Below are 26,891 nucleotides of genomic sequence, written 5' to 3'. Positions count from 1 at the left end.
TATGCCATTTTTAGATCTGGCACTTTAACGCCCCTCCCCCCAACTCAATCTTACACTTTAGAGTGATGGAAAGTTATGAATTCCATCTTATACTCTATATAAAAATCAAATAAGTGAAAGGAAAGTGAGGGGAATGAAGGAATATGACTATTCGTTGGATGCTATTAAGGGGATTAGCTGTATTTTGATGATTGTGGCACATATTCCGCTTTATTTTAATGGCAATGAGCGGGTGTTTCAGATTATTGCCGGTTTGGCCCCTGTACTTTTCTTTGCTGTCTCGGGGGTGACAACCACCTTGCAGGTTCGAAGGAAAAGCTTCAGGTCGCTGCTTAGCTTCTACGTGTTGTTCGCTGTCATCGGTTTCTCCTATAATCTCATGTGGAAACCGGAGGTTCAGGCGTTTTCGGTAATGGATGTTCCTCAGATCATTGCACTCGGAGTGCTGAGTGTATACCTCATAGAGAAATATTTGAAACCTCCACTCTATTTGTATCTCCTTTTGGCGTTGCTTGTTTTTTTGGTGCATTTTTTCATTGGCAGTCTTTTGCCGGACTTCCCGTTTAAATCCATACTGTTCACAGAAACTGTTGGGTTTACCTATTTCCCGTGGATGTTTGCGTTTGTGGCCGGGATCTTCGCTTATCGGTGCAGCAACCGGGTGAACCTTATTGGAGCTCTTGTAGCGGGGGTACTGCTCGTGATATCCAGTTACGGTGGAGTGCGTGAAGCGGATTTTATTAAATACAATATGTCTGTGAACTATCTTCTGCTGTCTTTGTTTGTATTGTTCGGGGTCTTTTATCTCTTCAGAAGGAAAAAAAGCTATGCTCCCAGTAATCTGATGCTCTATTTCGGTAAGCATTCATTTCTATTTCTATTTACCCATCTGATCTTGATCTTGGCTTTTGACCGGCTTGGGCTGGGCCGCTTGAATATTGTGTGGATATGGTGTCTGGCACTGGTCGGCACTTATGTGGCGATGAGAGTCCTGCTGTGGCTGGGCCGCTTCATCGAGCCGTATATGGGGTATCCGGCGGTTTGGGTTCTTATTGTCATTAGTGTGGTTGCGATTCCGCTGGTGATTTCTAATCGGGATTTAATCATTCTTGCGGAAGCTTCGCTTGGCATCCTCTTTTCACTGAATTACAAGAAACTTTCCAGTCTAATGCCTGCGAGCCCCTCTTCCCGCCAGCTGCCGGCGCTTCAGGAGGTTATCCATGACAAAGCTTAATTATAAGCTGATCAGCACGTACCGCACCCAACTCATGGGACTGGCGATTCTGTGGGTGGTGCTGTATCATTCGACGATGAATGCATCCTCCGTGCCGGTTGTCGGCACCTTGCAAGCCTATGGGTACGGTGGAGTTGATGTCTTCCTGCTGGTTTCAGGTTTGGGGTTATATTATGCCTATCGCGGCAATGTCAGCACGGCTACCTTTTACAAAAGACGGCTGCAGCGGATTCTGCCAACGTATCTTCCAGTGGTACTGTTGTTTTGTCTTCTGTATTGGGGGATCGGTGAGATGTCCTTTACAGAGGTCCTTCTGAATCTGACGACGCTTAGCTTTTGGCTCGGGCTGGACAGCCGGTTTGACTGGTACGTCCCTGCACTATTGGTGTTGTATTTGCTTACGCCGCTGTTTATGTATTTTTTCAGAGAGCGGAATAAGGTTATTACTGTTGCTGTGGCCAGCCTTCTTGGAATACTGCTCAGCGTAGTTCTATCTGGAACTTCGCTCTCCTATTTGCTGATTTTCACGATAAGAATTCCGATATTCTGTGTAGGCGTGTTTGTTGGATACCTTATCGATCAAAAACGGGCAATCTCGCGGCTGAGTCTGATCTTGCATCTTGTAGTGTTTGTCTCAGGTATATTGCTGCTGGTAGTTAGCCAGAAATATTTGCAGGACTATGTATGGAGTTATGGACTGTGGTGGTATCCTTTTATTCTGATTACACTGCCTTTATGTATCTTAGCGGCGGGAATGTTGCATTGGATGGCAGAGCGTAAATGGACCCGTTATCCCTTCCTCTCATTCTGCGGCACGCATAGCCTGGAGATTTATCTGCTTCATGAAAGAATGCTGAAGATGTTGACAGATCTCCGGAGAAGCCTGAACCTGCAGGTGAACGACCTTGTTGTGAATGCGATTTGTATCCTCATTACGTTGGGACTGGCCTTTCTATTGAAAAAAGCAGTTGCCGAGTTCAGCGCCAGAGTGAAGTCCGGTACAATACCGGCAACTACTTCGTGATTGCTGGACAGGGTAAATATACTCTTGGAAGTGCTACCATCCGTTCTACAGATAGTTGCAGCAAGCTCCATAAAGAAACAAACATAAATCATTCAAAAGTAAGGCTGTCGAGAAAAATTCGGCAGCCTTCTTTATGTGGGAAGTTCAGCTAACCTTAGGATTATCTTAAGAATTAAACAGGAAAAAAACAACATAAGCCCTTTCCGTTTTCTGGTACAATAAGTATATTTCATGCAGTAAAGTAAAGGAAGGGATCCCATAGTGGCTGAAAATATTCTGGTGGTGGATGATGAGCAGGCCATCACCGATTTGATCGAAATCTACTTAAGAAATGAAAATTTCAATGTTCTTAAGTTTTATAATGGGCAGGATGCCCTCAAGTATATTGAGAGTGAACATGTGGATTTAGCAATTCTGGATGTTATGCTCCCGGATATTAACGGTTTTACCATCTGCCAGCGCATTCGGGAAAATCACAATTTTCCTATAATAATGCTTACGGCTAAGGATGAAGAAACAGACCAGATTACGGGTCTTACGATGGGGGCAGACGATTATATTACCAAACCGTTTCGTCCGCTAGAGATGGTCGCGCGGGTAAAGGCGCAATTGCGCAGATATAAGAAATACAAGTCCATGCCAGTGCCTGATGAAACGGTCATAGCCTATTCCGGTCTGGTTCTGGATGTGAACACCCATGAGTGCTGGCTGAACGAAAAACAGTTATCTCTTACACCTACAGAATTTTCAATCTTACGGGTCCTTTGTGAGAACAAAGGCAAAGTCATCAGCTCGGAACAACTATTTCGCGTGATTTGGGGCGATGAATATTACAATAAGAATAATAATACCATCACTGTTCATATCAGGCATTTGCGCGAGAAAATGAATGATTCAGTGGATAATCCGAAATGGATCCGAACGATATGGGGGGTGGGGTATAAAATTGAAAAGTAAAACCCATATTCAGATGAACTATGCAAAGTTAAGGATGAAAGTATTCATTCGAATGCTGATTTTGATAATTCTTGCTATCATCGCAGTGGATATTCTATATTTACTGGTTCGAGGACGACTGGGTGAGGGAGGCGTTCTGTTATTACAACATGTTTTTGGTTACGAATATAGCGATGCCCTTTCGATTTACGAAAGTACTTTCCGTGATCATTGGGAAATCATAATGCTGATAGCGATATCGGCCTTTTTTCTTATTTTTTTCTATTTTTCTTTATCCTGGTTTACAAAATATTTTAATGAAGTCAATGCAGGTATTGATGCCTTAATTAAGGATGAAGCAGATATTACGCTATCACCGGAGATGTCCTCATTGGAGCAGAAACTGATTTTTGTGAAGCAGACCCTCAAGAAACGTGAACTGGAGGTACAGGTGGCAGAGCAGAACAAACGGGATTTGGTCATGTATCTGGCTCATGATATAAAAACGCCGCTTACTTCCGTCATTGGATATTTGAGTTTACTTAACGAAGCTTCCGATATGCCGAAGGAGCAACAAGAGAAATATATGAAGATCACTTTGGAGAAGGCGTATCATTTGGAGCGTCTTATCCATGATTTTTTTGAAGTCGAAAGGTATAACCAGCAAACACTTCAACTCAACAAACAGAATGTTGACATCACTTATATGCTGATACAAATGCCGGATGAATTTTATCCCTCGCTCACGACTGCCGGGAAAAAGATGGTTATTGACGCCGAAGATACGATAACCGTTTATGGTGATGCAGATAAGCTGGCGCGGGTTTTTAATAACATTTTGAAGAATGCCGTTGCATACAGTGACGATAACAGCACGATTGAGGTGGCGGCAAAAGCCCATGAGGGTATGGCCAACATTACCTTTACGAACACCGGGCAAACCATACCGCCTGATAAGCAAAACAGTATCTTTGATAAGTTCTACCGGTTGGATGATGCCCGTTCAACGAATACGGGAGGTGCGGGCTTGGGTCTGGCCATTGCCAAAGAAATAATAATGGGGCATGAAGGGCAGATCGGGATGCAGAGTGAAAATGGGAAAACTGTATTTAGCGTAAAAATCCCGCTCACTTCACATGGAGGTCACTTAATGCATTCTTAGAATTTTCTTAATAAAATAACGTTTAGTTATTAAAGTTCAGTCTGCTTGCTGACGGTACAATAAATACCGGGTAAGCAGACTTTTGTCTGTAATGGAAAGGGCATGAGACGTTTCTAATTGAATAAGGGAGGTTGGAGTATGGAATTAATGCTGGACAGACTTACCAAACAATATGGACGCAAAACAGCGGTCGATCAAATGACGATTAAGATGAAACCAGGAGTGTATGGCCTGCTTGGGGCGAATGGGGCAGGAAAAACTACACTTATGAGGATCGTCTGCGGAGTGCTGAATCCTACCTCTGGCGATGTTCTTTTGGATGGTAAAAGTGCAGGGGAATTGGGGGAGGATTACCGTAATCTTCTAGGGTATCTTCCGCAGGATTTTGGATATTATCCGGATTTCACAGCAGAGCAATTTATGCTCTATGTCGCTGCATTGAAGGGGATTTCACCTCAGAAGGCCACTATTCGCACAAGGGAGCTTTTGGGGTTAGTGGGTTTGTCCGAAGTCTCAACCAGAAAAATCCGGACGTTTTCCGGGGGGATGAAGCAAAGACTGGGAATTGCACAAGCTGTTTTGAATGACCCTCAAATTTTGGTGCTGGATGAACCTACTGCGGGACTTGACCCGAAAGAGCGTGTGCATTTCCGCAATCTAATTGCGAACTTTTCCAAAGACAAGATAGTCATTCTTTCTACTCATATTGTATCTGATATAGAATATATCTCCGACTCCGTTCTAATGATCAAAGACGGTAAGCTGATCATCAATAGTCCAGCCGGCAACATTGCGAACGAAATGGAAGGTAAGGTGTGGAGATGTGTGGTTACGAAGGAGTATGCCAATACAATCAGCAATTCATTGTGCGTGGCAAATCTGCACCACGGTGATAATGATACGGTCATCCTTCGTGTACTTAATGATGATATCCCGATGGACGGTGCAATAAATGAGGTGCCTACGCTTGAAGATTTGTACTTGTACCATTTCCGGAACGATATTGCCGAATATAGGGGGAGCCGATGAATAGTTTATTCAAATATGAGTTGTTGAAAATCGCCAAAAAGAGAATGAATATAGTGGTCGTTCTGGTCAGCTTGTTCTTAACGCTGCTGTTCTTTATCATGCCTGTTCAGAATTATATTTCACTGGAGCGTGATGGCAGGCAGGTGAATGGTGCTGCTGCAATTCAGCTTGAGAAAGAGTATGCCAAAAAGCTTGAAGGAACACTTACGGAAGAACGGGTTGCACAAGATATTAAAGAGTATCAGACATTGTTCACCAATCCTAAGAATGTGTTGAAAGACGGGGATAAGGTTAACTTAACGGATGAGAATTATGCCCGTTATGTATTACCGCATTACTCTTACTTGAAAATGATTGATGAAGCTTTTTTGAAGCCTCAGGTTACTGATAACGGACTAACGGTTCTTAGAGATATGCGCTTGGAGAATACAGCGGGATTTTATCAGGCGCGCGCGGACAAAGTGAAGAGTTACTTAGATATTGACTATTCTGACTGGAAATATTCGAATCAGGAAAAGCAATTCTGGAACACTAAAAACAGCCAGATTGAAACGCCTTATGAATATGGTTACCACGCTGGATGGAGAAGTTTGTTCCAGTGTTTTGAATTGCTGATTGTTTCTATTATTGCAATTTGCATTTGTATTGCTCCAGTATTTGCAGGAGAATATCAATCGGGAGCTGACAGCGTTATTCTATCTACCCGATACGGGAAATCGAAATTAATAAAGGCGAAAATTTCAGCGGCTTTTCTTTTTGCACTGCTTGTGTTTCTAATAAATGTTCTGGTGGCAGTAGGTATTCAACTATACGCGTTTGGATTTGAGGGCTGGGATCTTCCATTACAGATTTTAAATGTTACCATTCCTTATAATCTATCCTTGTTGGAAGCGGCTATGGTGTGTATTTTGATCTTATTATTGGTTTCGATGGGGATGGCCGCCGTAACACTTCTTTTGTCCGCAAAGCTGAAAACAGCTTTTGCAGTGCTTGTTGTAGATGTGCTGGTCATATTACTCCCTGTCTTTTTGGGGCTTAGCGGGACAAATGGTATACTGAATCATATTCTTATGCTGTTTCCGTACATGGCTGTACAGCCGGTATTTCCTGCGGAGTACACTTCGTATTTTTCTTATCCATTTCCCGGCTTGACCGTAGATATTATCACTATGAGGATTATTGTTTATGTTGTTATAAGCGCTGTATGCATTCCCTTTGTCGGCCGCGCCTTTAAGCGTCACCAGGTCCAATAAAGCCTTATGAATTCATTACAGCAAAAAGAGCCGGCACTTAACAAGTTTCGGCTCCTTTTGCTGCCCCTATTCGCCCGTCTGCACAATCCAAACCTCCGGCAGGTTCCGGAATTGTTCGGCATAGTCCAATCCGTAGCCGACGACGAATTCGTCGGGGATTTCGATGCCGCAGTAGTCGATGGGGATGTCGGCAAGGCGGCGGGAGGGCTTGCTGAGGATGGTGCAGATGCGGACACTAGCGGCCTCACGGAGAGCAAAGAGCTGCTTGAGATGCTGCAGGGTCAGGCCGGTGTCGATCATGTCCTCGACGAGGAGGACATGTTTGCCGCGGATGTCGGTGTCGATGTCTTTTTTGACGGTGATGACGCCGCTTGAGGTGGAGCTGGCGTCATAGCTGGATACGGACATGTAATCCATGCCGATGGGGAGGGTGATCTCGCGCATCAGGTCAGCCATAAATACGGCTGCTCCCTTGAGGATGCCGATGAGCACCAGCTCCTTGCCTTCGTAATCCCGTGAGATGTCTGCTCCAAGCTCCTGGACTCTTTGCTGCAGCTCTGTTTTGGTGACCAGAACCTTTTGTAATGACGTCATTGTGTGGGCTCCTTATGAATCAGAATGATCCCGCAGCAGTAACCTTTCTATGTTCACAGGCTGCTAATGATCAGGATGTTCTGTCTTTTTCCTTTAGCATAACATCATGTGCCCCCCCTTCGTAAATAGTTGTGGAGGAGACGAGGGTGATTTTGGCATGGTGCGCAGCTGGGGAATGGTTGAAGCGCCGCAGCTGCGCGGAGCTCCCCAATATTCTTTGATGAAGTCCACGACATTCCCGGCGCCTAAAAAAGAACGAGACTGCCGCCATTACGCGGGAAGTCTCGTTCTAAGAGCTTGGAAGATTAGTGTACGGTTACGTTATCCGGCTCATGAACCGGCTGCTCCAGTACGGTAGAGCCGTCTTCAAGACGGAGCCAGGTATCAAAATTCTTGTCGCCCAGGGTTAGTTTTATCACGCGGGCACCCCGCTTAAAGCCTTCTTTTCCATAAGTATTGTAGCCTGAGGCCCGCCCGTAACAGAGGCGTATGCCATGCAGGCTGCCGACAAAGTCGTTGATATGGTCATGTCCGCAAAAGGTGCCCAGCACATCGCCCATTTCCAGCAAAGTCGCAAATAATCCGGAATTAACAGGAGCAGAACAGACGCGTTCGAATCGGTGTCCATGGCAGAGCCGGGTAGACCATACCTCCTGGTACTCGGGAATCGGGATATGAAAGAATGCGAGTGCAGGCAGCTTATCCTCTTGTGCTTGCGGGTTCAGCCGTGCCGATTCAGCTGTCAGCCAGTTAAGCTGATTCCGCTGGATCCAATTATAGCCTGGTACCTGCTCAAGCTCGGAGTAGCTGCCGGAGTCCAGAAAATAAAGAACTGCAGCGGAGCTGCCATTAGGCCCCTCAATTTCAAGTGTATAATTGCCTGTACCGGCAAGCTCCGCAGGTCCGGCCTCAGCCAGCGTGTGAGGATGCTCCAAGGCTACCTGCATCAGTTCATCACGGGAAATGCGGGTTTCTGTATCATGGTTGCCAAATACAAAGGCCCAGGGAATGCCGGTTTGTTCAACAGCGGCGACAGCCTCCCGGAAAGCTTCCTGAGGATTCTCACATTCCTTTTCTTCCGCTGGAACGGGACCCGTGTAAATTAAATCCCCCGTAAAAACGATAAGATCAGGCTGCTCCGCTTCTATAATACGCTCCATGAGTTTACGGGTAAGCTGATCCTCGGCTCTTCCATCCATCCAATGTAGATCGGTAAATTGCACAATTTTAAAGGTTCCATCATTCTGGAATGATAAATGGCGTTTCATTTGAAAATTCCCCTCTCTGGCCAAAATCAGTCGATATGGATACGCCGGGTGAAATGATCTCCTGAGTTTCGGCCGATCATAATATCAAATTCACCAGGCTCGAAGATAAGCTTATCGTCCCTGCCATAGAACATCAACATGTCTCTTGTGATTTCGAAGGAAACCAACTGTTTCTCATGCGCTGTCAATGAAAGCTGCCGGAAACCCTTAAGCTCTTTAACCGGACGCACAACGCTTGCGCTGACATCGTGAATATAAAGCTGAACGGTTTCTTTGCCGTCGATGTCCGAGGTATTCTCTACCTCAATAGAGGCTACAAGCTTGTCAGCGGCTTCAACCTTGAAGTTGCTGTAAGCAAAATCAGAATAGCTCAGGCCATAGCCGAAGCAGAAGAGCGGGTCGTTGGGGCAGTCTAAGTACCGGGTTACATAACGTACTTGCGGATACATGGGATCATAGGGACGTCCCGTTGAATAGGCATTGTAATAAACCGGAATCTGGCCCACAGTATAGGGGAAGCTCATGGATAAACGTCCGGATGGATTGTAGTCCCCGAATAGTACATCTGCCAGTGAGTTCCCTGACTCCGAGCCGAGGAACCAGGCCTGGAGCAAAGCATCGCTGGCATCCAGCACAGGCTTCAGCTCCAGTGGCCGGCCGCTGAATACAATGGTCACTATCTTTTTGCCAGTGTCCTTCAGGCGCCAGATCAGCTTCTCCTGATTAGGCGACAGGCGCAGGTTGGTTTTGCTGCCGCCTTCTCCGGTATCCTGCTGGTTCTCGCCCACTGCAGCAAGGATCACATCGCAATCCTTCAAGCGCTGAAACGCTTCTTCTATCCCGTCCTCTACATCAAATATACCCTCCAGCATACTCCCCAGCTCGCCGGTCATTGCTGTAAGGATATCCCCGGCTGAGGTTTTCCGGGAAATTCCTGTGTAGAGCGAGACCGCCGGGTCCTTTTCCGTTCCGGCCCAGCCGCCCAGCACATCTATGGAAGTGGCGAAAGGACCGGCCAGGCCGATTTTCATCCCCCGCTTGAGCGGCAAAGCTTTATTCTCATTTTTTAGCAGCACAACCGAACTTGCGCCAAGCTCGCGCGCGGTCTGCAGATGCTCCGCATTAGGCTCGGCTGCCTCATCCACTTGCGGATCCGCATCCTTAAACGGATTTTCAAACAAGCCCAGTGCGTCCTTAAGCTCCAGTACCCGGATAACCGCTTCGTCGATCAAAGCGGCATCAAGCCGGCCTTGTTCAATCAGATCTGCGGCATGATGGAGATAGTGGGTGGACATCATCTCGATATCAAGACCGGCAGCCAGACTTTTCTCTGCGGCTTCGCGGCCATCCACTGCAGCCCCGTGGGGGATCAGCTCATTGACGGAATTGAAGTCAGCGATGGTAACACCATTGAACCCCCATTCCTCCCGCAGAATCCCGCGCAGAAGCTGTTCATTTCCGGTTGCCGGAATACGGTCTACTGTATTGAATGCGGCCATTACCATGGCTACACCGGCATCGACCGCGGCCTTGTAGGCAGGCAGATAGAATTCACGCAATACACCGGTGGACATATCGACCGTATTGTATTCCCGGCCGCCCTCAGGCGCACCATAGCCGGCGAAATGCTTGACACAGGCGGCTATGCGTCCTTTTTCCTTCAGGTCTTTGCCCTGATAGCCGCGCACCATGCTTTCGGTGACGCGGGCATTCAGATAAGGGTCCTCACCGGATGTTTCCATGACACGGCCCCAGCGCGGATCGCGGACGAGATCGGTCATCGGAGAGAAAGTGACATGAATCCCGGCAGCTGCGCTTTCTTTGGCAGCAAGCTCGGCAAAGCGTTCACAGGCTTCCAGATCGAAGCTGCAGCCCAGCGCCAGAGGAATGGGCAGTATGGTCCGGTAGCCGTGGATGACATCTGCCATAAAGAGCAGCGGAATCTTCTGGCGGCTTTTTTGCATATGGCGGGTCTGCATTTCGATGGCATTCCGGGCTCCAACGCCGTTCAGAACGCTTCCGATATTCTCAATGGCATGTGGCTTAATTTTGAGCTCCTTGAACGGACCTGTCAAATCAACGGTATCGTCCAGGCCCCAATAATAAGGACCAAGCTGGGTTAATTGGGCCAGTTTTTCGTCCAGTGTCATTTCATTCACAAGCTCTTGGATAAACGGTTTAGTCATGGCAGACTCCTTCTTCATCGAACGCATTGAAAGTTATTGGGATAAATAGATTTGCAGTTCTTTGTCAGGCAGCGTAAGCACAGTGCTTGCAGGAATGCTTAGCGCACCCGGGCGATACGGATTGGCCAGGATTTGGCCGGCAACGGCATTGCCCTCCGAACGCAGTTCCGGTGTGCGGGTGGAACCCGATCCGATATGATAAACAAATTGTAAGGTACGGCCGAAACATTGATAAGTGAAGCGCAGACCGTCCAGACTGGCCGGAAGAACCGGATCAATAATCAGGCTGTCTGCCGTGAAGCGGATTCCCAGAATGCCGGAGATGAGCTGATTCAGGTAAATGCCGGGTCCGCTGGAATATAGCCGCCAGCCGCCTTTCACTGGGACGCTGCCGGTGCGCAGCTGATCGAAATTCTTGTGATAGCTGTAGCGGTCCGGGAAATCTCCGTCCGAACTGCTGAAATACATATTGCTCTGGCGGATTTTCGCATTAGGCACGCTCTCGCGGATATTGATCGGATTGATTTGGAACAGCCCTTCCCAGGCACGCTCAGCATCTCCCAGCTTAGCGGCCGCCTCAAGATAACGAATATGGGCATGCACATATTGCAGGCTGATTTCACGGCCGACATTGGCGGCCTGCTCGGCACGCCGGAAAATGGTGCTTACACCGCCTTCATAGCGGGCCGGGCGGTCCATTAGGCGTACGCCATCCGGACATTTGAGATGCTCATCAATCAGGCGCAAATTCATATCCGCTTGTGCAGGGTCCACCAGTTCGGCAATGATGCTGCGTGTCATCGGCAGCAGGCGATACTGTATTCCGGTATTTTGGTCCAGCGGATGCAGCATGTATTCGATGGTTTCGGCGTCTTTGAAGTAAGCGAAGCCGGCAATAACCTCATCTTTAATGAGCAACGTCTGGAAAGAGGCCTTCATCTGTTCTGCCATTTCAGCAAGCGACCTTGAGAACTCAGGGTCGAATGCCGTGACCTGCGACAGATTCCGGATGACCTGGAATGCCAAGGCAACGGTCCAGGCGCTGACCAGCTTGGTCTTCAGCGCTTCATCGGCAGGCTGCAGGGTATCATCCCAGTCACCGCCGGCATAGGAGATGAGGGCGGTTCCAGGCAGGAAGCGCTTGCTGATTGTGTGCACAGCTGCCTTGACATGCTCAAGTACGGATTCCGATTCCCGGGTAGGCAGGGCATCTGCCAGATAGTGATAGACTACCTCTTCTTGGAAAATAGAGCTGTCCCCGGTAGCCATTACATAGTCGGCAATGCATTTAAGCGGCCAAAGCACGACATCGCCATGCCATTCAGGGGACTGGACAGGGTGCTGGTCGAACATAAACCATTGCGGCCACTCCCGGCTTTCCCACAGCTGGTGGGCAAAAATCTCCAAAAGAACATTTCTGGCCAATTCATAATGCTGGGTCATCAGGAAATATTCCATCGGCCCCTGACATACATCCCGCGTGCCCCATGCGGCTCCGCCTGGCTGTTCAAGTCCGTGCGGCACAATAAAATGGACCATTGCATTATGCGTATACCACCATGCGGTTTCGTTCAATTTATCAATCTTTACCTGTTCGGCACCCTCGATCTGCAAGCAGAAGCGGGAACTGAAAGCTTCGTAGAATTCTCTGTACAATGTTACTTCATCTTCAAAGCTGTAAGGAGCCAGCGGCAAACTTCCCTTGTCCTCAAGCCTTCCTTGCATGACTAGCTGGAAGCTTGAGGACTGCTCTACGGAAAGGGTAAGCAGTGTACCGTTGCGCGGCTTGCCGTCTTCATAGAATATCCGGTCGTCACTTAAATTGAAAGCGGTATCAGGTAATTGAATGTCATAATGCAGGCCGGGATAAGGATGGTTCCGCCAAGTGTTCTCATCTGGTTGAACGCGGATAATTCCGTCTGCAGCGCTGACTCTCACCGGATGCTGGAATTCATGCTCGCCCATAACCAGCTGATTAGTAATCAGGTAATCGTAGGATTTTCCGAGCTTTGACTGTACCTGAAGCACAATATCCGGTTGATTGGCGGCAGCAAAGGTGGTGATCGTTAACGTATCATCCTCCAGCTTGTAATGCCATTTGGCAAAATTCACACCCATTTCATAAACGGCCGGCAGGGTAAGAATCCGGTAGACGCCATCATGGCCGATATAAATGCGCTGTCCTGTGTTCTTGAGAATATTGAGCAGGCCGCGCGGCGTGGAGAGGAGCTTATGGAAAGAAGTATTGCCCGCCACCGTCTGACCGTTGAAAATACCGTACATGTAGTTGGTGGACGTAATCAGGTTGTTGTTGACCTGTGTGTCATCCATCAGGGTGGTAATGATATGTCCGTGCGGGCGTTCAACGAGCAGTTCCTTGGGCTGCAACACGACATGGACGTGGTCATTAGTAAAGAAGGACAACAGTTTACCATCCTCGTATTCCTCGAGCTTTCGCTCAGGGAACGCGGCATCAATCTCGGCTTGTGACCACTGCGGAGAGACATAAGGTCCCCCGATTTCAGCACTGAGCGTGACTGTGTCTCCCTCTTGTACAGTGTCGCTCAGGTTCCAGTCTATGAAGGCATAAGCTTCCTGCAGCCGGGACCCAAACTCAAGAGACGTTACAGCGGCGGGATGAGTCTGGCGGAACAGGCCGTAGAAGGCAAAATCAACGGTTCCAGCCAGCTTCATTTGCTCTGTTTGCAGACCGGTATAGGCCAGCTCATATTGAACATTTTGGTTCGGAAGGCCGCTTTCCAGTACTTGAGGAATATCCAGGGCTTTAAAAGATAAGCCAAAAAACTGCGTGCCATCTGTTGAATAGCCGACGGCTTTGGTCTGAAGCACACCTTGCTGCAGATAGGGGAAAGCTGTGCCCTGAGGCTGGTTTTGGCGCGAGCATACAGCGTAACCGTTAGGCCCCTCCCAAATGCTGTGATCCAGGTACTGGCTCATATACAGCTCATTGGACAGCACGCCGCCTTTTTCAGCGACACCGAGATCCTGTCCATAAATGACATCAACCGTTTCCCCGTTTCCGGAGAGCTGGATATGCCAGAACCAAATGCCATCAGCAGCAGGGGAGAAGGTAACACGGTAATCAATAGCCTCTATCCGGCCTTGGTAAATAAGTCTTTCGTGATTGTACAATAGTTTGGAGCGGGAGCGGATTCCCAGCAAGGGATAGCTTTCAATGCCTTGTGCTGTATGCACGCGAAGATAAATATTATTGGCCGAACCATCCATAGAATTGCCCTGGAACTGATTGATGAGGAATGGCCCGTTGGAGAATTCAAAGATGTCGCCTGTTGGCAAGAACGTGTACTTGGATTCATCGAGTGTAAAGGTAATCATGTTGGATTGTGGTCTGAAAATCATAAGAACCCTCGCTTTCCACTACATGAATAGGACATGAAATTGAACGGATAGGGGAGTTCAAATCAAATGTCATCAAGGGCATGCATTTTCACCAAAAAAGATAATAGAAACGTTTCCATGTTAGGTATACCTCGATATTAGTCTCGTGGCTAAAAAATGTCAATCATCTTTGAAATAATTATTGTTTCGAAACATTTGGGACTGTATATATAATTAATGTACTTGAAATTCGAAAAAAAATTCAATTGACAGCGCATACATTTTAAGAGTATGCTCTTCGCAAGGGGAGTTCCAAAAAAATGATGGAAACGTTTCTATACCTTTAAAACATAGCTTTTATCGTGATTGGTAGTCGAGTTAATTTATTCCATTGGTGTGAATGCATCGTTCAAATTGGAGGTGGGTCTATTGGCTAGAATTATGCGAACTGGTGGAAATATCGGCCGGGAATTGCTGAAGAACAAAGTTCTTTTCCTTATGCTGCTGCCCGTGCTTCTGTATTTCCTGATCTTCCACTATGCGGTAATGCCCGGAGCTTATGTCGCATTTGTGGATTACAAACTTAACAAGGGGATCTTCGGAAGCCATTTTATCGGCCTGAAGAACTTCGAATTCCTAGTCCAAAATGGTGATCTCTGGAATATCACCAAGAATACCCTGCTGTACAATGTGGCTTTCCTTGTCTTGGGGAATATCATTCAAATTGTGTTTGCCATTATGCTGTCGGAGATAACGGGCAAATGGTTCAAGAAGATCTCCCAGTCGGTGATTCTCCTCCCGAACTTTATTTCAATGGTTATCGTAGGGGTATTTGCCTACAACCTATTCAATTTTAACTCCGGTTTTATCAATACGATGTTGGCCGGAGCCGGGCTGGACCGCCACGAGTTCTATTCCGATGCAGGCATTTGGAAATACATTATTGTCGCCTTCAAAATCTGGGCCAGTACCGGATACGGCATGATTATCTATCTGGCGGCCATAACAGGGATCAACCATGATTTGTATGAGGCTGCTTATATGGACGGCGCTACTACCTGGCAACGGATCCGCTACATGACCTTGCCGATTCTGAAGCCAACCTTTATTCTGCTTCTGCTGTTCGGAATGGGCGGGATTCTCAAAGGCTCCTTTGACCTGTTCTATAATCTGATCGGGACGAATTCCGTACTGTATCCGCAGACGGATATCATTGATACTTATGTCTTCCGCTCATTGGTGGGGCAATTCAACTTCTCCATGGGAGCCGCTGTTGGCTTCTACCAATCCTTGTTCGGGCTGCTTCTGGTGCTTGTGGTGAACTTTATTGTGCGCAAGGTCGAGCCTGACAGCGCATTATTCTAAGACTCAGAAAGAAACAGGGGTGATGATAATGGAAAAGAAAGCAGTCAAACAAGATGTCGGCAGTATCTTCATTAAAGCCATCAGCTATTTGTGCATCACAATCTTTGCGCTGATTTGTTTATTTCCTTTTGCGCTGATGATCACTTCCTCATTTATGAACGAGCAGGAAATTGTCCGCGAAGGCTACAAGCTGCTGCCCAAAGAATTTTCCTTCAAGTCATATGAGTTGCTGCTTAACAACTCTACAAATCTCATCAATGCTTATCAGGTAACTATTTTTATCACTGTAGTGGGTACGGTGCTGGGACTGTTTATGATGTCGATGGCCGGCTTTGTGCTCAACCGCAAGGATTTCAAGTACCGCAATTTCTTCTCCTTCCTAATTTACTTTACGACGCTCTTTAGCGGCGGCTTGATTCCAACGTATATCCTGATGGTCAAGCATCTTCATATGAAGGATAACTTGTTCGCTATGATCCTGCCGGCTGTGGTCGGCGCCTGGTCGATCTTCCTGATGCGCAATTTCATGAAGGCGATTCCGGATTCCTTATATGAATCCGCTACCATTGACGGTGCCGGCGATTTCCGCATCTACTGGCGGATTTTTATTCCCTTAGCGGTTCCGTCCTTGGCCACCATTGGACTGTTCTCGGCGCTGGGCTTTTGGAATGAGTGGTACAACGGGATGTTGTATATGGACAGCCCAACTAAATACCCGTTGCAATACTTTTTGCAGCGGATGGTTAATCAGACCAACCTTGGGACTATGATTAACTCGGGGGCAGTGATTAATTCAGCCGATCTTCCTACGCAATCTATCAAGATGGCTACAGCTGTTCTCGCCACAGGGCCAATTATTCTCCTCTACCCGTTTGTGCAGCGTTATTTTGTAACAGGGCTTACCGTCGGGGCAGTAAAGGGTTAATGGACGTGATCTCTTAAGAGAGGCGTTTATTATAGATGAAGAATTCATAAACAGACAAGAAAAGGGAGGCTTACCTGATGAAAGGTAAAAAAATCGCGTCTTCTTTAATGGCAGTCCTCATGCTTGCCGGGGTATTGACAGCCTGTACGTCCAAGAACAACAACAATGAGTCAAGCACTTCTCCAACGGATTCCGGAAAGTCGGAAACTACTGCAAATACGGGTGGAGTAGACACTTCAAAGGAAGCTAAGCTGACGTACTACCTGTGGGGCAGTGAAGGGGTTAACAACAAGGCGATCCTTGGCGAGATCAACAAGAAGCTCAAGGCAGATCTGAACGCAAGCATTGAAGTGAAGTATATTGACTGGCCGGATACGGCTACCAAGTACCCGTTGTTATTTGCTTCCGGTGAAAATTTTGATATGTCCCACGCCTCTCCCGGAGCACCAGTTTCCTATTTTACATTAGCCAGTGAAGGCGCACTCGTGGACATCACGGAGATGCTCGACAAGGTTGCTCCTAAGCTGAAGGCAGAAATTCCTGCAACTGTCTGGGAGAACACGAAATACAAAGGCAAAATTTATGGAGTTCCGAGTCTTTACAGTGAATACACACCTACCGGTTTCGCTTATCGTTCTGATCTGCTGAAGAAATACGGCATGGAAAAAATCAGCTCAATAGATGATATGGTGAAGTACATGGACAATGTTGTTGCTAACGAATCCTTCACGCCGATCAACGGCAAGGCTGAAGATGCGCAGAATATGTTCAGAATGCTGGTCGATACCACGGATATGTGGCTTAACGCCCCTGGTATTTCTCTAAATGAACTGAATCTGGTGACCAAAAGTCCGGAGGACTTCAAAACCGTCTTCCATCCGGCCTACACCCAGGAATTTGAAGATTGGGCTGTGAAAATGCGTGAATGGGCGGATAAAGGGTATTGGGGTAAAGATGTGCTGTCCGCAACCATGGGCGGGAAAGAGAACTTTAGAGCGGGAAACTCTGCAGGTTATTTGACTCATGCCCAAGACTGGATCGGTCAGTATGGAGCGGATATCAAGGCACAACCTGAATCAGATCCTTACTTCTTCACTTTCGCTGAAGCGAACAAGAAAATCAAACGTAAGATGGGCGTGGACAACTCGACCGTAATCAGCACAAATTCGGCTAATCCGGAACGCGCACTGATGGTGATTGAGAAGTTTATGACTGATGAGAGCTATTACAACCTTATTCAATACGGAATTGAAGGCAAACAATATGTCATTGAAGACGGCATCAAGAAATTCCCTCCAGGCTACAATGAAAAAACAGATGCCGGCGGCTTCTCGGCCTGGTCACTCAGAAATGACAAGTTCGTTGTTCCGAGTGATACCGAAAACCCTATCCGCAACTCTTTGTTCGCTGAATGGGATAAAGTGGCAATCGATGATCCGTACAACGGATTCAGCTTCGATCCATCGAATGTGACTACAGAAATCGCTTCAATCTCCAACGTGAATTCACAGCTTGGTATCCAGCTGATGCTTGGCAAAACTAGCCAGGAGCCTAAAAAAGCAGTTGCAGAATACCGCGAACAGCTGAAAAAAGCAGGAATTGACAAGGTCATTGCCGAAGTACAGAAACAATTAGCAGAATTTGTTCCTGTCAACTAAAGGAATGCTATAAGGCGTAAGGGAGCTATAAGTACTTATAGCTCCTTTACCCATAGATGGGGGAGTACAGTGGACGTAAATATCAAGGATATCGCGCGGATTTCCGGTGTCGGCATCTCAACAGTCTCGCGGGTAATCAACAACAAAGGGCTGGTGAGCAAGGCGACAAGAGAAAAGGTTCTAAGTGTGGTCAGGGAATATAATTATGTTCCCAATTCCAACGCACGGAATTTGAAAACCACGGAATCCAAGAACATTGCACTTATGGTCAAGGGGATTACCAATCCTTTCTTTTCCAATATGATCAAAGAAATTGAACGGCAGGTTAATTTGCGGGGTTACCCGTTTCTCATTCAACAGGTGGAGGATGGAACGGATGAAATCAAAGCGGCTATTCAACTGGTGAAAGAAAAGAATCTCTGCGGGATTATCTTTATGGGCGGAACGTATAATCATTCCGAAGAAAAGTTCAAACAGCTGACGATTCCTTTTGTGCTGACGACGATTACCTCAACCCAGAAGGTGGACCCTTCCGTATTTTCCAGTGTGATCATTGATGAATTGAAGGAAGCCTATAAGGCGACCAATTACTTAATCTCACTCGGACATACGAATATCGGGTTTCTGGCTAAGTCCCCTTTATTGGACGAAACCACAGGAAACCGCCGGCACTTGGGCTACAAAAAAGCACTGGAAGAGCATGATCTGCCTTACGATGCTCAATTGGTCGAGGATTGTGAATACAGTCCCAGCTCCGGATTTAATGCCGCGCGTAGACTGTTCAACAAGAATAAGGGAGTTACGGCTATTTTTGCAGCCTCCGATACGATTGCGATTGGTGCGGCCAAAGCTGTGCTTACCGCCGGGTTGTCTATTCCGGGCGACATCTCGATCCTTGGCTTTGATGGTATTGAGATGGCTGAGTATTATCATCCTTCTCTGGATACAATCAGCCAACCGGGCACGGAAATGGCATTATCAAGCGTGGGCGTTCTCTTTGACCTCATCTCGGGACAGTCAAATAACCAGCATATTGTCTACGATGCGGTATTGCTCAAACGCGGCTCTTGCAGGATGATCAAGGATTATTAGGGTGAAGTGTTGTTGTTAAAGGAGCAGGTAAAGCGCTGCTCCTTTTTGCTATAAAAAAACATTATAATTATTCTGAAAAAAACCCATCATAAACGATAGCACTTCTGTAGATTTTTATTTATAATAATTATTATCTGGATGTCATAAATAGTTCAAAGGTTTTATAAAAAGCCCTATTTCCTTGTGATATACTTAACACAGCGATTTCGGATGTTGTGAATGACATACCTTTAAATATGGATAAACAGTGATAGTGCCTACACCACTGATTAGAGACTAGGATGGTGAACAAGCGATGCATATTGTCGTCGTTGGCCTGAATTACCGTACAGCTCCTGTAGAGGTGAGAGAGCAGTTCGCATTTGCGGAGAAGGATCTGCCTGCGGCGCTCCATGAACTGATGCAGACCAAGAGCGTTTTGGAGGGGGTTGTCGTCGCCACCTGTAACCGGACGGAAATTTATGTGGTCGTGGACCGCCTTCATATGTGCGGATACTTCATCCGCAGCTTTATGGAGCAGTGGTTCAATGTAAAGAGTGAACAATTTGCACAGCATATGTATATATATGAAGATGAGCAGGCTATTGCCCATTTGTTCCGTGTGACCTGCGGTTTAGATTCCATGGTGATTGGTGAGACGCAGATCCTGGGACAGGTGCGCAATTCTTTTTTGTCTGCCCAAGCAGAAGGCGTGACCGGCACATGGTTCAACCAGCTGTTCAAGCAGGCTGTGACGCTCGGCAAACGTGCGCATAGTGAAACTTCGATCGGCGAAAGCGCGGTTTCGGTCAGTTATGCGGCGGTGGAGCTGGGCAAGCGTATTTTCGGCATGTTCACCGGCAAAAGAGTGCTGATTCTCGGCGCCGGCAAAATGAGCGAGCTTACGGTGAAGCATCTGTACAGCAGCGGTGCGGCAGAGGTTATTGTTGCCAACCGCACGTTGTCGCGGGCGATAGAGCTGGCTGAGAAGTTCTCGGGGAAACCGAGCACGATTGACGAGGCTTTGAAGCATCTCGATGAAGTGGATATTGTCATCAGCTCTACTGGAGCTGACGGTTTTGTGCTGACAGCGGATCAGGTGGCTGCCGGCATGAAGCGCCGTCCTTCGCGGCCGCTGTTCATGATTGATATTGCCGTTCCGCGTGATATTGATCCGGCGGCCGCAAGTGTGCCGGATGTGTTCCTGTATGACATTGATGATCTGGAAGGCATTGTCGAGAGCAATCTGGAGATGCGCCGCAGTGAGGCGGCCAAGATCGAGGTCATGATCGCAGAAGAGATGGAGGAATTCCAGGTATGGCTGAAGACGCTTGGCGTCAGACCGGTCATCCGTGCGCTTCAGGACAAATCGAATGGAATTTATGAAGAAACTATGGATAGTCTGTTCAACAAGCTGCCTGAGCTGGACGAGCACCAGCGCAAGGTGATCCGCCGCCTGACGAAAAGTATTGTGAACCAGATGATGCATGATCCGATCAATGTGATTAAGGAACTGTCCGGCGGCAAGCAGGGGAGTGAGGCACTTGATTATTTCACGCAAATCTTTGCCCTTCAGGAGCAGCTGGGAACCGATCCGGACAGCGGCAGCCCTGCACCGGTTGAGCGGACTGACAATGAACGTTCTTCAAGCATCGACTTTAACGTGCCTAAGACGGTGTTTGCTCCGGCAGGCCTGCTGGGCGGGTGAAGAACATGCAACTGCTGAACGGAATATATGATACCGCTCTGCTGCTATATGCCCTGAGCCTGCTGTTTATTTTCTCGGATTGCCTTCGGCGTAATCCGGGCGGGAAGCGGCTAGGCACGGGGCTTCTTGTCGTTGTGGGACTGCTGCAGTCTGCCGGGCTTGCGATCCGGTTCTCCCAGGAGGGAGGACTGCCTATTTTCACCCCGTATGATTTCCTGTTCTGGTTCTCATTCAGTATCGTGCTGACTTCACTTGCGGTGGCGTACACGCGTGGAGGTGAATTCACCATCCTGCTGCTCAGCGGAGCGGGCTTCAGTGTGTTCCTGCTGAACCGGGTATGGCTGACGGCTGCGGATCATGGCCTGGAGAGCTGGAGTGCGGTGCACGGATGGCTGGCAATGCACATTATTTTAGCTAATTTGAGCTTTGGCGCACTGACACTGGGTGCGGTATTTGCGATAATGTATCTGTTCCTGCACAGTAAGCTGAAGAGCAAGAAATGGGATGACCGCGTCCGGCGTCTGCCTAGTCTGGAAACGATGGATAAATATTCGTATACATCAATTCTCGCCGGGGTTCCCCTGCTGAGCGTATCGCTTGTATTGGCGGGCATGTCCATTATCGCAGAGGGGCGGACCCCGCTGTTCCAGGATCCCAAGGTGCTGACTACACTTGTCGGGCTTGGGATTTACATAACCTATATCTTGATGAAGCGGTCCGGCCGAAGAAGCGGGACGGTTATGGCCCGCTGGGCGATTTCGGGATACGGCTTCATTATCCTGAATTTTCTGTTGAATTCATGGTCTGATTTCCACGGCTGGGGCGGGAAGTGATGAACATGGTGAACTATTTTCCTGTCATGCTGGATTTGCAGGATCAACGGATTGTGGTGATCGGCGGCGGGGCCGTTGCCGAGCGTAAAGTAGGTCCGCTGCTGGAAGCAGGAGCGGCGGTGACCGTTGTCAGCCCCTCGTTAACGGAGAGGCTTAGCGAACTTGCAGAGAAGGGCATGCTAATCTGGATTAGCCGCCCTTATGCTCCCGGGGATCTTGAGGGGGCCTTCCTGGCCTATGCCGCCAGCAGTGATGCGGCGGTTAATGAAGCAACTGCACGGGAGGCAAAGGCTTTGGGCCTTCCGGTGAATGTGGCCAGCCATGCCGAGGCGGGGAACTTCATTACTCCCGGCGTGTTTCGCCGGGGACGTCTGACGGTGGCCGTATCGACCTCGGGCGCTGGTCCTGGTGTGGCTGCGAAGATTACGGAGCAGGTTGCGGAGATGCTGGGCGAGGAATACGAGCCGTATCTGGATTTTTTGCATGCGCTGCGGGTAGAGATCAAGCGGCAGGAGCCTACAGCCGCGGTCCGTGCACGGCTTCTGCGCAAGCTGGCCCGTCTGGACGTGTTGGATGAGATCAGACAGGGTACTTTTAAAGAGTGGAGCCCGGAGACGGTTCAGGTCTGGATTGCCGCTAACCGTGAGGCGTAGATATGTTAAAGCTCCTGGAACGTTGGGCTGGAGATGTGCGGAAGCCATTTTTGAATAAGACCGAAGACTGCTGAAAAAGGCACGAGTTGTTGGTAGAAGTGAAAAACTTGCCGGAATGTTGCGGGAGTTTCCATTGGTGGCCGAATCTGGGGAAACGCCGGGTAAATGACCGGAATGTGGCTGAACCAAGCCTTGCAGATGCCGTTGTAAAGAGCAGCTCACGGGTGAATTCGGTTTGGTCTTGGGGTAAATGTGAGAACGTGAAAAAAACAGCAGGCATGCCGCTGATTGTATAAGAGTAGTATGATTGTGAGAGCAGTAAGGCACATGCAGGTTACCGGGAGGAATGTAAATATGCGCAAGATTATTGTAGGCAGCAGACAAAGCGCGCTCGCGCTGACACAGACGGGGCATGTCATCGCCGATCTGGAGCGTCTGAGTGAGGAACACGGCTTCGGCTTCACCTTTGAAGTGCACCGGATTGTCACCAAAGGCGATCGGATTCTGGATGTCACCTTGTCCAAAGTGGGCGGCAAAGGGTTGTTCGTAAAGGAAATTGAGCAGGCCATGCTGGCCAAAGAGATCGATATGGCTGTACATAGTATGAAGGATATGCCCTCTGAGCTGCCGGAAGGGCTGATTAACGGTGCTGTGCCGCGACGGGTCGATCCGCGTGACTGCCTGATCGCTACCGGAGCAGCTAGTCTGGATGAGCTGCCGCAGGGTGCGCGTGTCGGTACCAGCAGCCTGCGCCGTTCCAGCCAGCTTGCCGCACTGCGGCCTGATCTGGACATTCAGCCGGTGCGCGGCAACATTGACTCACGGCTGAAGAAGCTGGAGAGCGGCGAATTCGACGCGATCCTGCTGGCGGCTGCGGGTCTCTCACGTATGGGCTGGGAGGACCGGGTAACGGCATATCTGCCGCCGGAGGTCTGCCTGCCTGCTGTCGGGCAGGGAGCACTCGGCATCGAATGCCGGGAGGATGACGCCGAGCTGCGGAAGCTGCTGGCACTTTATAATGATGAGCATACGGCCCTTACAGTGGCGGCGGAACGGACGTTTCTTGGCGCACTGAACGGCGGCTGTCAGGTGCCGATTGGCGCTTTTGCGGTACTGGGAGCAGAAGACAGTGGAACTGAATCCAATGCATTAGCAGGTTCTGCTGCACCGGATTCTACCCGCAGGGTCATCACATTGACCGGCATGGTGGGAACGCCGGATGGCTCAGTGATCCTGAAGGAAACCTGCACCGGGGAAGATCCGGTTCAGCTTGGCGAAGAGGTCGCCAGGAAGCTTATTGCCCGGGGAGCAGAGAAGATTTTGGCGGATGTAAGGGGATGATGGAGATGAAGGGGAAAGTCTATCTTGTAGGTGCAGGTCCAGGGGACGCCAAGCTGATTACGGTGAAAGGCCTGGAGTGCATCCAGAAGGCGGATGTGCTGGTTTACGACCGGCTGGCCAGCCCGAGGTTGCTGAAACATATGAAGTCCGGCGGAGAAAAAATATACGTAGGCAAGCTGCCTGACCGCCATACGATGAAGCAGGAGGAAATCAATCAGCTGCTCGTCGATCTGGCGCTTGAGGGAAAGACGGTCGTGCGGCTGAAGGGCGGAGACCCGACGATTTTTGGCCGTGTGGGTGAAGAAGCGGAGCTGCTGCGCAGACATGGCATTTATTATGAGATTGTGCCGGGCATTACCTCGGCGATCAGCGTGCCGGCCTATGCCGGCATTCCGGTGACTCACCGGGATTATGCTTCCTCGCTCTCGATTATTACCGGACATGAAAGTCCGGATAAGCTGGATCATTCCATTCATTGGGATAAGGTGACAAATGCTACGGGAACACTGGTGTTTCTGATGGGCGTTGCCAAAATCGGCTATATCAGCGCCCAGCTGATCAAACACGGTCGGCCGCCGGAAACGCCGGTCGCGCTTGTCCGCTGGGGTACGCGCGCGGATCAGGAGACGCTGATCGGGACACTCGCCGACATTGAGGCGAAGGTAAAGGCGGCGGATTTCCAGCCGCCTGCCGTCATCGTCGTCGGCGACGTGGTGCTGCAGCGCCAGCAGCTGATGTGGGTAGAAGCGCTGCCGCTGTTCGGCAAGCGCATTGTGGTTACACGGGCCCGCAGCCAGGCCAGCGAGCTGGTGGACCGGATCGAGGAACTGGGCGGGGAGCCGTACGAGTTCCCGGTCATTGAGACGGTCATGCCGGAAGGCGCAGGGAAGAAGGCCAAGATTGCAGAAGCGCTCGGCGCGTTATCCGCATACGACTGGGTCTTCTTCACGAGCGCGAACGGCGTGGAGTTTTTTTGGCGTCACCTGGCGGAGCTCAAGGTGGACATCCGCGGCCTGCACCGCGCGCGCATCGGCGCGGTGGGACCGGCCACAGCCGCGGCGCTGGCCCAGCGCGGGCTGGTGGCCGAGGAGCTGCCTGGAGTCTTCCAGGCAGAAGGGCTGATCGAAGCCTTCGGCTCCAGGCTGCTGCCTGGGCAGAAGGTGCTGCTGCCACGCGGCGACCTCGCGCGCGAGTGGCTGCCGGACAAGCTGAGGGAGCTGGGGCTGGAAGTGACCGAAGTGGACACCTACGAGACGGTGGTCACCGGCGAGGATGACATCGAGCTGCTTAAGCTGCTGGAGGAGAAGCGGATTCACGCGGTTACCTTCACCAGCTCTTCGACAGTGCGCAACTTCATCAGCATCCTGAAGCGGATGGGGCTTGAAGATCCGCTTCCGCTGCTGGCGGGCGTGAAGATTGCCTGCATCGGCCCCGTGACCGAGAAGACTGCCGTAGAAGCCGGTCTGACCCCGGGGCTGCTCCCCGACGAGGCGACGATCGAGGGATTGGTACAGGAGCTGTGCCGCTGGAATGAAGGAACGCGGCTGCAATAATCATTTAATGGCTGGCGGACGAATAGGGAAATCTAACTTAGCTGTACTTTGTACAGCTAAAATAGACTTATATCTCTCATAAGGGTGGTTAGTTGTATTCTGTACAGCTAAATTTGCCGGTTTAAGCGGAAATCGCTATTTCGGTGATTTTAGTTGTATGAAGTACAGTTAGGCGGCAAATCAGCGGGTATATTGTGAAATTAGTTGCAGAGAATGCAGTTAGCGCAATCTGCCTGTGTTTCTGAGTTAGCTTGGTTAGCTGGGTTAGCTGGGTTAGCTGGGTTAGCTGGGTTAGCTGGGTTAGCTGGGTTAGCTGGGTTTGCTGGGTTAGCTGGGTTAGCTGGGTTAGCTTGGTTAGCTGGGTTTGCTTGGTTAGCTTGGTTAGCTTGGTTAGCTTGGTTAGCGGGGTTTTCTTGGTTTGCAGGGTTTACTGGGTTAGCTGGTTTTGCTGGGTTAGCTGGGTTTACTGGGTTAGCTGGTTTTGCTGGTTTTGCTGGGTTATCTTGGTTAGCTGGTTTTGCTGGGTTAGCTTGGTTTGCCCTTTGTTTGCCTGTATTTTTCTGTGTTACTCTGAGTTCACCTCAGTCCGACCGAGTTCGTCTGTGACTATATGGGATGCCCCTCTTCGGGTCTGATTCACAGCTGGGCTATTGTTCAATAGATCACTTACCGTATGTGTTTATATATCTATTATACAGGAGGATGTCCAATGAGTTTTCCAATTACACGGCACCGCCGTCTGCGAGGAACAGCCGGAATTCGCGGAATGGTGCGTGAGACAATATTAAATACGCTGGATTTCATCCAGCCGATTTTTGTAACCTATGGAACAGGTGTGAAGAATGAGATCGGCTCCATGCCGGGTGTGTATCATTTTTCGCTCGACATGCTGAAGGCCGAAGTGGATGAAATTGCTGCACTGGGCATTCCTGCTGTGCTGCTGTTTGGCATTCCTGAGACCAAGGACGCGATCGGTTCTTCTGGTTTTGCCGATGACGGCATCGTGCAGGAAGCTACGCGGCTGATCAAGCAGTGGTACCCTGAGCTGCTGGTCGTTGCCGATACCTGCTTGTGTGAATTCACCGATCACGGCCACTGCGGGATGGTTCATACCCACACAGTAGACGGTGTCGTGCACGGCGATGTCATCAACGATGCTTCGCTTGAGCTGCTGACCCGAACAGCGGTGTCGCAGGCCAAGGCCGGGGCGGACATTATCGCACCTTCCAACATGATGGATGGTTTCGTGCAGGCGATCCGCACCGGACTGGATGAGAATGGCTTCGAGCATGTGCCGATTATGTCCTATTCGGTAAAATATGCTTCGGCCTTCTACGGCCCGTTCCGTGAAGCCGCTGACTCTGCTCCGCAGTTCGGCAACCGCAAAACCTACCAGATGGACCCGGCCAATCTGCGGGAGGCGATCCGCGAAGCGGATTCGGATGTGCTGGAAGGTGCAGATATGCTGATGGTGAAACCTGCGCTGGCTTATCTGGATGTCATCCGGACCATCCGCGACCAGTTTGATCTGCCGCTGGTTGCCTACAATGTGAGCGGAGAATACTCCATGGTCAAAGCGGCGGCGCTGCAGGGCTGGATCGACGAGCAGGCGGTAGTACTGGAAATGCTGACCGGCATGAAGCGTGCAGGAGCGGATATTATCATTACCTATTTTGCCAAGGATGCGGCACGCTGGCTGAAGGGCTAAGCTAATCAAGAATCGAACAGGAGTGAGAAA

Annotated in this window: 22 protein-coding genes and 1 pseudogene; 18 read left to right on the top strand and 5 right to left on the bottom strand. The window is 49.4% G+C overall.

The window, feature by feature from the left end:
* Window positions 1–133: 133 nt before the first annotated feature.
* From NST99_RS27025 to NST99_RS27000, 6 genes are all read left to right on the top strand, one after another.
* Entirely contained in the window at window positions 134–1,234 is a 1,101-nt protein-coding gene (locus tag NST99_RS27025) for a hypothetical protein (protein WP_341095799.1), read from the top strand.
* Window positions 1,221–2,258 (top strand): acyltransferase family protein, encoded by a 1,038-nt coding sequence (locus NST99_RS27020; RefSeq protein ID WP_341095798.1) that lies wholly within the window; start codon window positions 1,221–1,223, stop codon window positions 2,256–2,258. Before NST99_RS27025 ends, NST99_RS27020 begins: the two co-directional genes overlap by 14 nt.
* A 261-nt stretch (window positions 2,259–2,519) precedes the next feature.
* Window positions 2,520–3,215 (top strand): VanR-ABDEGLN family response regulator transcription factor, encoded by a 696-nt coding sequence (gene vanR / locus NST99_RS27015; protein ID WP_341095796.1) that lies wholly within the window; start codon window positions 2,520–2,522, stop codon window positions 3,213–3,215.
* Window positions 3,148–4,356 carry a sensor histidine kinase gene (locus NST99_RS27010; RefSeq protein ID WP_341095794.1) on the top strand — a complete coding sequence of 403 codons (1,209 nt, stop codon included), beginning with the start codon at window positions 3,148–3,150 and terminating at the stop codon, window positions 4,354–4,356. The genes vanR and NST99_RS27010 overlap by 68 nt, the downstream gene beginning before the upstream one ends.
* 138 nt (window positions 4,357–4,494) lie before the next feature.
* On the top strand, window positions 4,495–5,385 hold the full coding sequence (locus tag NST99_RS27005) for an ABC transporter ATP-binding protein (RefSeq protein WP_341095791.1): 891 nt from the start codon (window positions 4,495–4,497) through the stop codon (window positions 5,383–5,385).
* Window positions 5,382–6,638, top strand: coding sequence for an ABC transporter permease subunit (locus NST99_RS27000; RefSeq protein ID WP_341095789.1), 1,257 nt, complete (start codon window positions 5,382–5,384; stop codon window positions 6,636–6,638). Before NST99_RS27005 ends, NST99_RS27000 begins: the two co-directional genes overlap by 4 nt.
* Window positions 6,639–6,704: 66 nt before the next feature.
* On the opposite strand, the gene hpt is transcribed toward NST99_RS27000, so the two are convergent.
* The 5 genes and pseudogenes from hpt to NST99_RS26980 form a co-directional block, all read right to left on the bottom strand.
* Entirely contained in the window at window positions 6,705–7,232 is a 528-nt protein-coding gene (gene hpt / locus NST99_RS26995; protein ID WP_341095787.1) for a hypoxanthine phosphoribosyltransferase, read from the bottom strand.
* Window positions 7,233–7,302: 70 nt separating this feature from the next.
* Window positions 7,303–7,427, bottom strand: a pseudogene (locus NST99_RS33810) (hypothetical protein); the annotation flags it as partial.
* A gap of 110 nt (window positions 7,428–7,537) precedes the next feature.
* The gene (locus NST99_RS26990) at window positions 7,538–8,500 is read right to left on the bottom strand and encodes a metallophosphoesterase family protein (RefSeq protein ID WP_341095785.1); all 963 of its coding nucleotides are present in this window, start codon (window positions 8,498–8,500) and stop codon (window positions 7,538–7,540) included.
* A gap of 26 nt (window positions 8,501–8,526) precedes the next feature.
* Entirely contained in the window at window positions 8,527–10,686 is a 2,160-nt protein-coding gene (gene bglX / locus NST99_RS26985; protein WP_341095783.1) for a beta-glucosidase BglX, read from the bottom strand.
* Between the two features lie 33 nt (window positions 10,687–10,719).
* Window positions 10,720–14,067, bottom strand: coding sequence for a GH36-type glycosyl hydrolase domain-containing protein (locus tag NST99_RS26980; protein ID WP_341095781.1), 3,348 nt, complete (start codon window positions 14,065–14,067; stop codon window positions 10,720–10,722).
* A 399-nt stretch (window positions 14,068–14,466) separates the two neighbouring features.
* Between NST99_RS26980 and NST99_RS26975 the strand changes: the two genes are divergently transcribed.
* The 12 genes from NST99_RS26975 (at window position 14,467) to hemB (ending at window position 26,861) form a co-directional block, all read left to right on the top strand.
* Window positions 14,467–15,411 carry an ABC transporter permease gene (locus NST99_RS26975; RefSeq protein WP_341097770.1) on the top strand — a complete coding sequence of 315 codons (945 nt, stop codon included), beginning with the start codon at window positions 14,467–14,469 and terminating at the stop codon, window positions 15,409–15,411.
* A gap of 28 nt (window positions 15,412–15,439) precedes the next feature.
* Window positions 15,440–16,336, top strand: a complete 897-nt coding sequence (locus NST99_RS26970) for a carbohydrate ABC transporter permease (protein WP_038595743.1) — start codon at window positions 15,440–15,442, stop codon at window positions 16,334–16,336.
* A gap of 77 nt (window positions 16,337–16,413) precedes the next feature.
* A complete protein-coding gene (locus tag NST99_RS26965; RefSeq protein ID WP_076114210.1) occupies window positions 16,414–17,994 on the top strand; it encodes an ABC transporter substrate-binding protein in 1,581 nt (526 codons plus the stop codon).
* Window positions 17,995–18,063: 69 nt separating this feature from the next.
* Window positions 18,064–19,086 (top strand): LacI family DNA-binding transcriptional regulator, encoded by a 1,023-nt coding sequence (locus NST99_RS26960; RefSeq protein WP_341095779.1) that lies wholly within the window; start codon window positions 18,064–18,066, stop codon window positions 19,084–19,086.
* A gap of 295 nt (window positions 19,087–19,381) precedes the next feature.
* Window positions 19,382–20,773, top strand: coding sequence for a glutamyl-tRNA reductase (gene hemA / locus NST99_RS26955; protein ID WP_341095777.1), 1,392 nt, complete (start codon window positions 19,382–19,384; stop codon window positions 20,771–20,773).
* Window positions 20,774–20,778: 5 nt separating this feature from the next.
* On the top strand, window positions 20,779–21,606 hold the full coding sequence (gene ccsA, locus NST99_RS26950) for a cytochrome c biogenesis protein CcsA (RefSeq protein WP_341095776.1): 828 nt from the start codon (window positions 20,779–20,781) through the stop codon (window positions 21,604–21,606).
* A complete protein-coding gene (locus tag NST99_RS26945; protein ID WP_341095774.1) occupies window positions 21,606–22,259 on the top strand; it encodes a precorrin-2 dehydrogenase/sirohydrochlorin ferrochelatase family protein in 654 nt (217 codons plus the stop codon). The genes ccsA and NST99_RS26945 overlap by 1 nt, the downstream gene beginning before the upstream one ends.
* Before the next feature lie 89 nt (window positions 22,260–22,348).
* Window positions 22,349–22,555, top strand: coding sequence for a hypothetical protein (locus NST99_RS26940; protein WP_341095772.1), 207 nt, complete (start codon window positions 22,349–22,351; stop codon window positions 22,553–22,555).
* A gap of 58 nt (window positions 22,556–22,613) precedes the next feature.
* Window positions 22,614–23,600, top strand: a complete 987-nt coding sequence (gene hemC, locus NST99_RS26935) for a hydroxymethylbilane synthase (RefSeq protein WP_341095769.1) — start codon at window positions 22,614–22,616, stop codon at window positions 23,598–23,600.
* Window positions 23,601–23,605: 5 nt separating this feature from the next.
* Complete coding sequence (gene cobA / locus NST99_RS26930; protein WP_341095767.1) at window positions 23,606–25,153, top strand: uroporphyrinogen-III C-methyltransferase; 1,548 nt, start codon at window positions 23,606–23,608, stop codon at window positions 25,151–25,153.
* A 213-nt stretch (window positions 25,154–25,366) separates the two neighbouring features.
* Window positions 25,367–25,759, top strand: a complete 393-nt coding sequence (locus NST99_RS26925; protein WP_341095765.1) for a hypothetical protein — start codon at window positions 25,367–25,369, stop codon at window positions 25,757–25,759.
* Window positions 25,760–25,862: 103 nt separating this feature from the next.
* A complete protein-coding gene (hemB, locus tag NST99_RS26920) occupies window positions 25,863–26,861 on the top strand; it encodes a porphobilinogen synthase (protein WP_341095763.1) in 999 nt (332 codons plus the stop codon).
* Window positions 26,862–26,891: the final 30 nt, after the last annotated feature.

The organism is Paenibacillus sp. FSL L8-0470 (assembly GCF_038008625.1).
Taxonomy (GTDB): domain Bacteria; phylum Bacillota; class Bacilli; order Paenibacillales; family Paenibacillaceae; genus Paenibacillus_AQ.
Note: the sequence above shows the minus strand (reverse complement) of the source record. Positions and strands in the feature narration are given on the sequence as shown.

Excerpts from the sequence above, each read along its gene's own strand:
- NST99_RS27025 (WP_341095799.1), top strand. The coding sequence starts at position 134 with ATGAAGGAATATGACTATTCGTTGGATGCTATTAAGGGGATTAGCTGT.
- NST99_RS27020 (WP_341095798.1), top strand. The coding sequence starts at position 1,221 with ATGACAAAGCTTAATTATAAGCTGATCAGCACGTACCGCACCCAACTC.
- NST99_RS27010 (WP_341095794.1), top strand. The coding sequence starts at position 3,148 with ATGATTCAGTGGATAATCCGAAATGGATCCGAACGATATGGGGGGTGG.
- NST99_RS27005 (WP_341095791.1), top strand. The coding sequence starts at position 4,495 with ATGGAATTAATGCTGGACAGACTTACCAAACAATATGGACGCAAAACA.
- NST99_RS27000 (WP_341095789.1), top strand. The coding sequence starts at position 5,382 with ATGAATAGTTTATTCAAATATGAGTTGTTGAAAATCGCCAAAAAGAGA.
- hpt (WP_341095787.1), bottom strand. The coding sequence starts at position 7,232 with ATGACGTCATTACAAAAGGTTCTGGTCACCAAAACAGAGCTGCAGCAA.
- NST99_RS26990 (WP_341095785.1), bottom strand. The coding sequence starts at position 8,500 with ATGAAACGCCATTTATCATTCCAGAATGATGGAACCTTTAAAATTGTG.
- bglX (WP_341095783.1), bottom strand. The coding sequence starts at position 10,686 with ATGACTAAACCGTTTATCCAAGAGCTTGTGAATGAAATGACACTGGAC.
- NST99_RS26980 (WP_341095781.1), bottom strand. The coding sequence starts at position 14,067 with ATGATTTTCAGACCACAATCCAACATGATTACCTTTACACTCGATGAA.
- NST99_RS26970 (WP_038595743.1), top strand. The coding sequence starts at position 15,440 with ATGGAAAAGAAAGCAGTCAAACAAGATGTCGGCAGTATCTTCATTAAA.
- NST99_RS26965 (WP_076114210.1), top strand. The coding sequence starts at position 16,414 with ATGAAAGGTAAAAAAATCGCGTCTTCTTTAATGGCAGTCCTCATGCTT.
- hemA (WP_341095777.1), top strand. The coding sequence starts at position 19,382 with ATGCATATTGTCGTCGTTGGCCTGAATTACCGTACAGCTCCTGTAGAG.
- ccsA (WP_341095776.1), top strand. The coding sequence starts at position 20,779 with ATGCAACTGCTGAACGGAATATATGATACCGCTCTGCTGCTATATGCC.
- NST99_RS26945 (WP_341095774.1), top strand. The coding sequence starts at position 21,606 with ATGAACATGGTGAACTATTTTCCTGTCATGCTGGATTTGCAGGATCAA.
- hemC (WP_341095769.1), top strand. The coding sequence starts at position 22,614 with ATGCGCAAGATTATTGTAGGCAGCAGACAAAGCGCGCTCGCGCTGACA.
- cobA (WP_341095767.1), top strand. The coding sequence starts at position 23,606 with ATGAAGGGGAAAGTCTATCTTGTAGGTGCAGGTCCAGGGGACGCCAAG.
- NST99_RS26925 (WP_341095765.1), top strand. The coding sequence starts at position 25,367 with ATGCAGTTAGCGCAATCTGCCTGTGTTTCTGAGTTAGCTTGGTTAGCT.
- hemB (WP_341095763.1), top strand. The coding sequence starts at position 25,863 with ATGAGTTTTCCAATTACACGGCACCGCCGTCTGCGAGGAACAGCCGGA.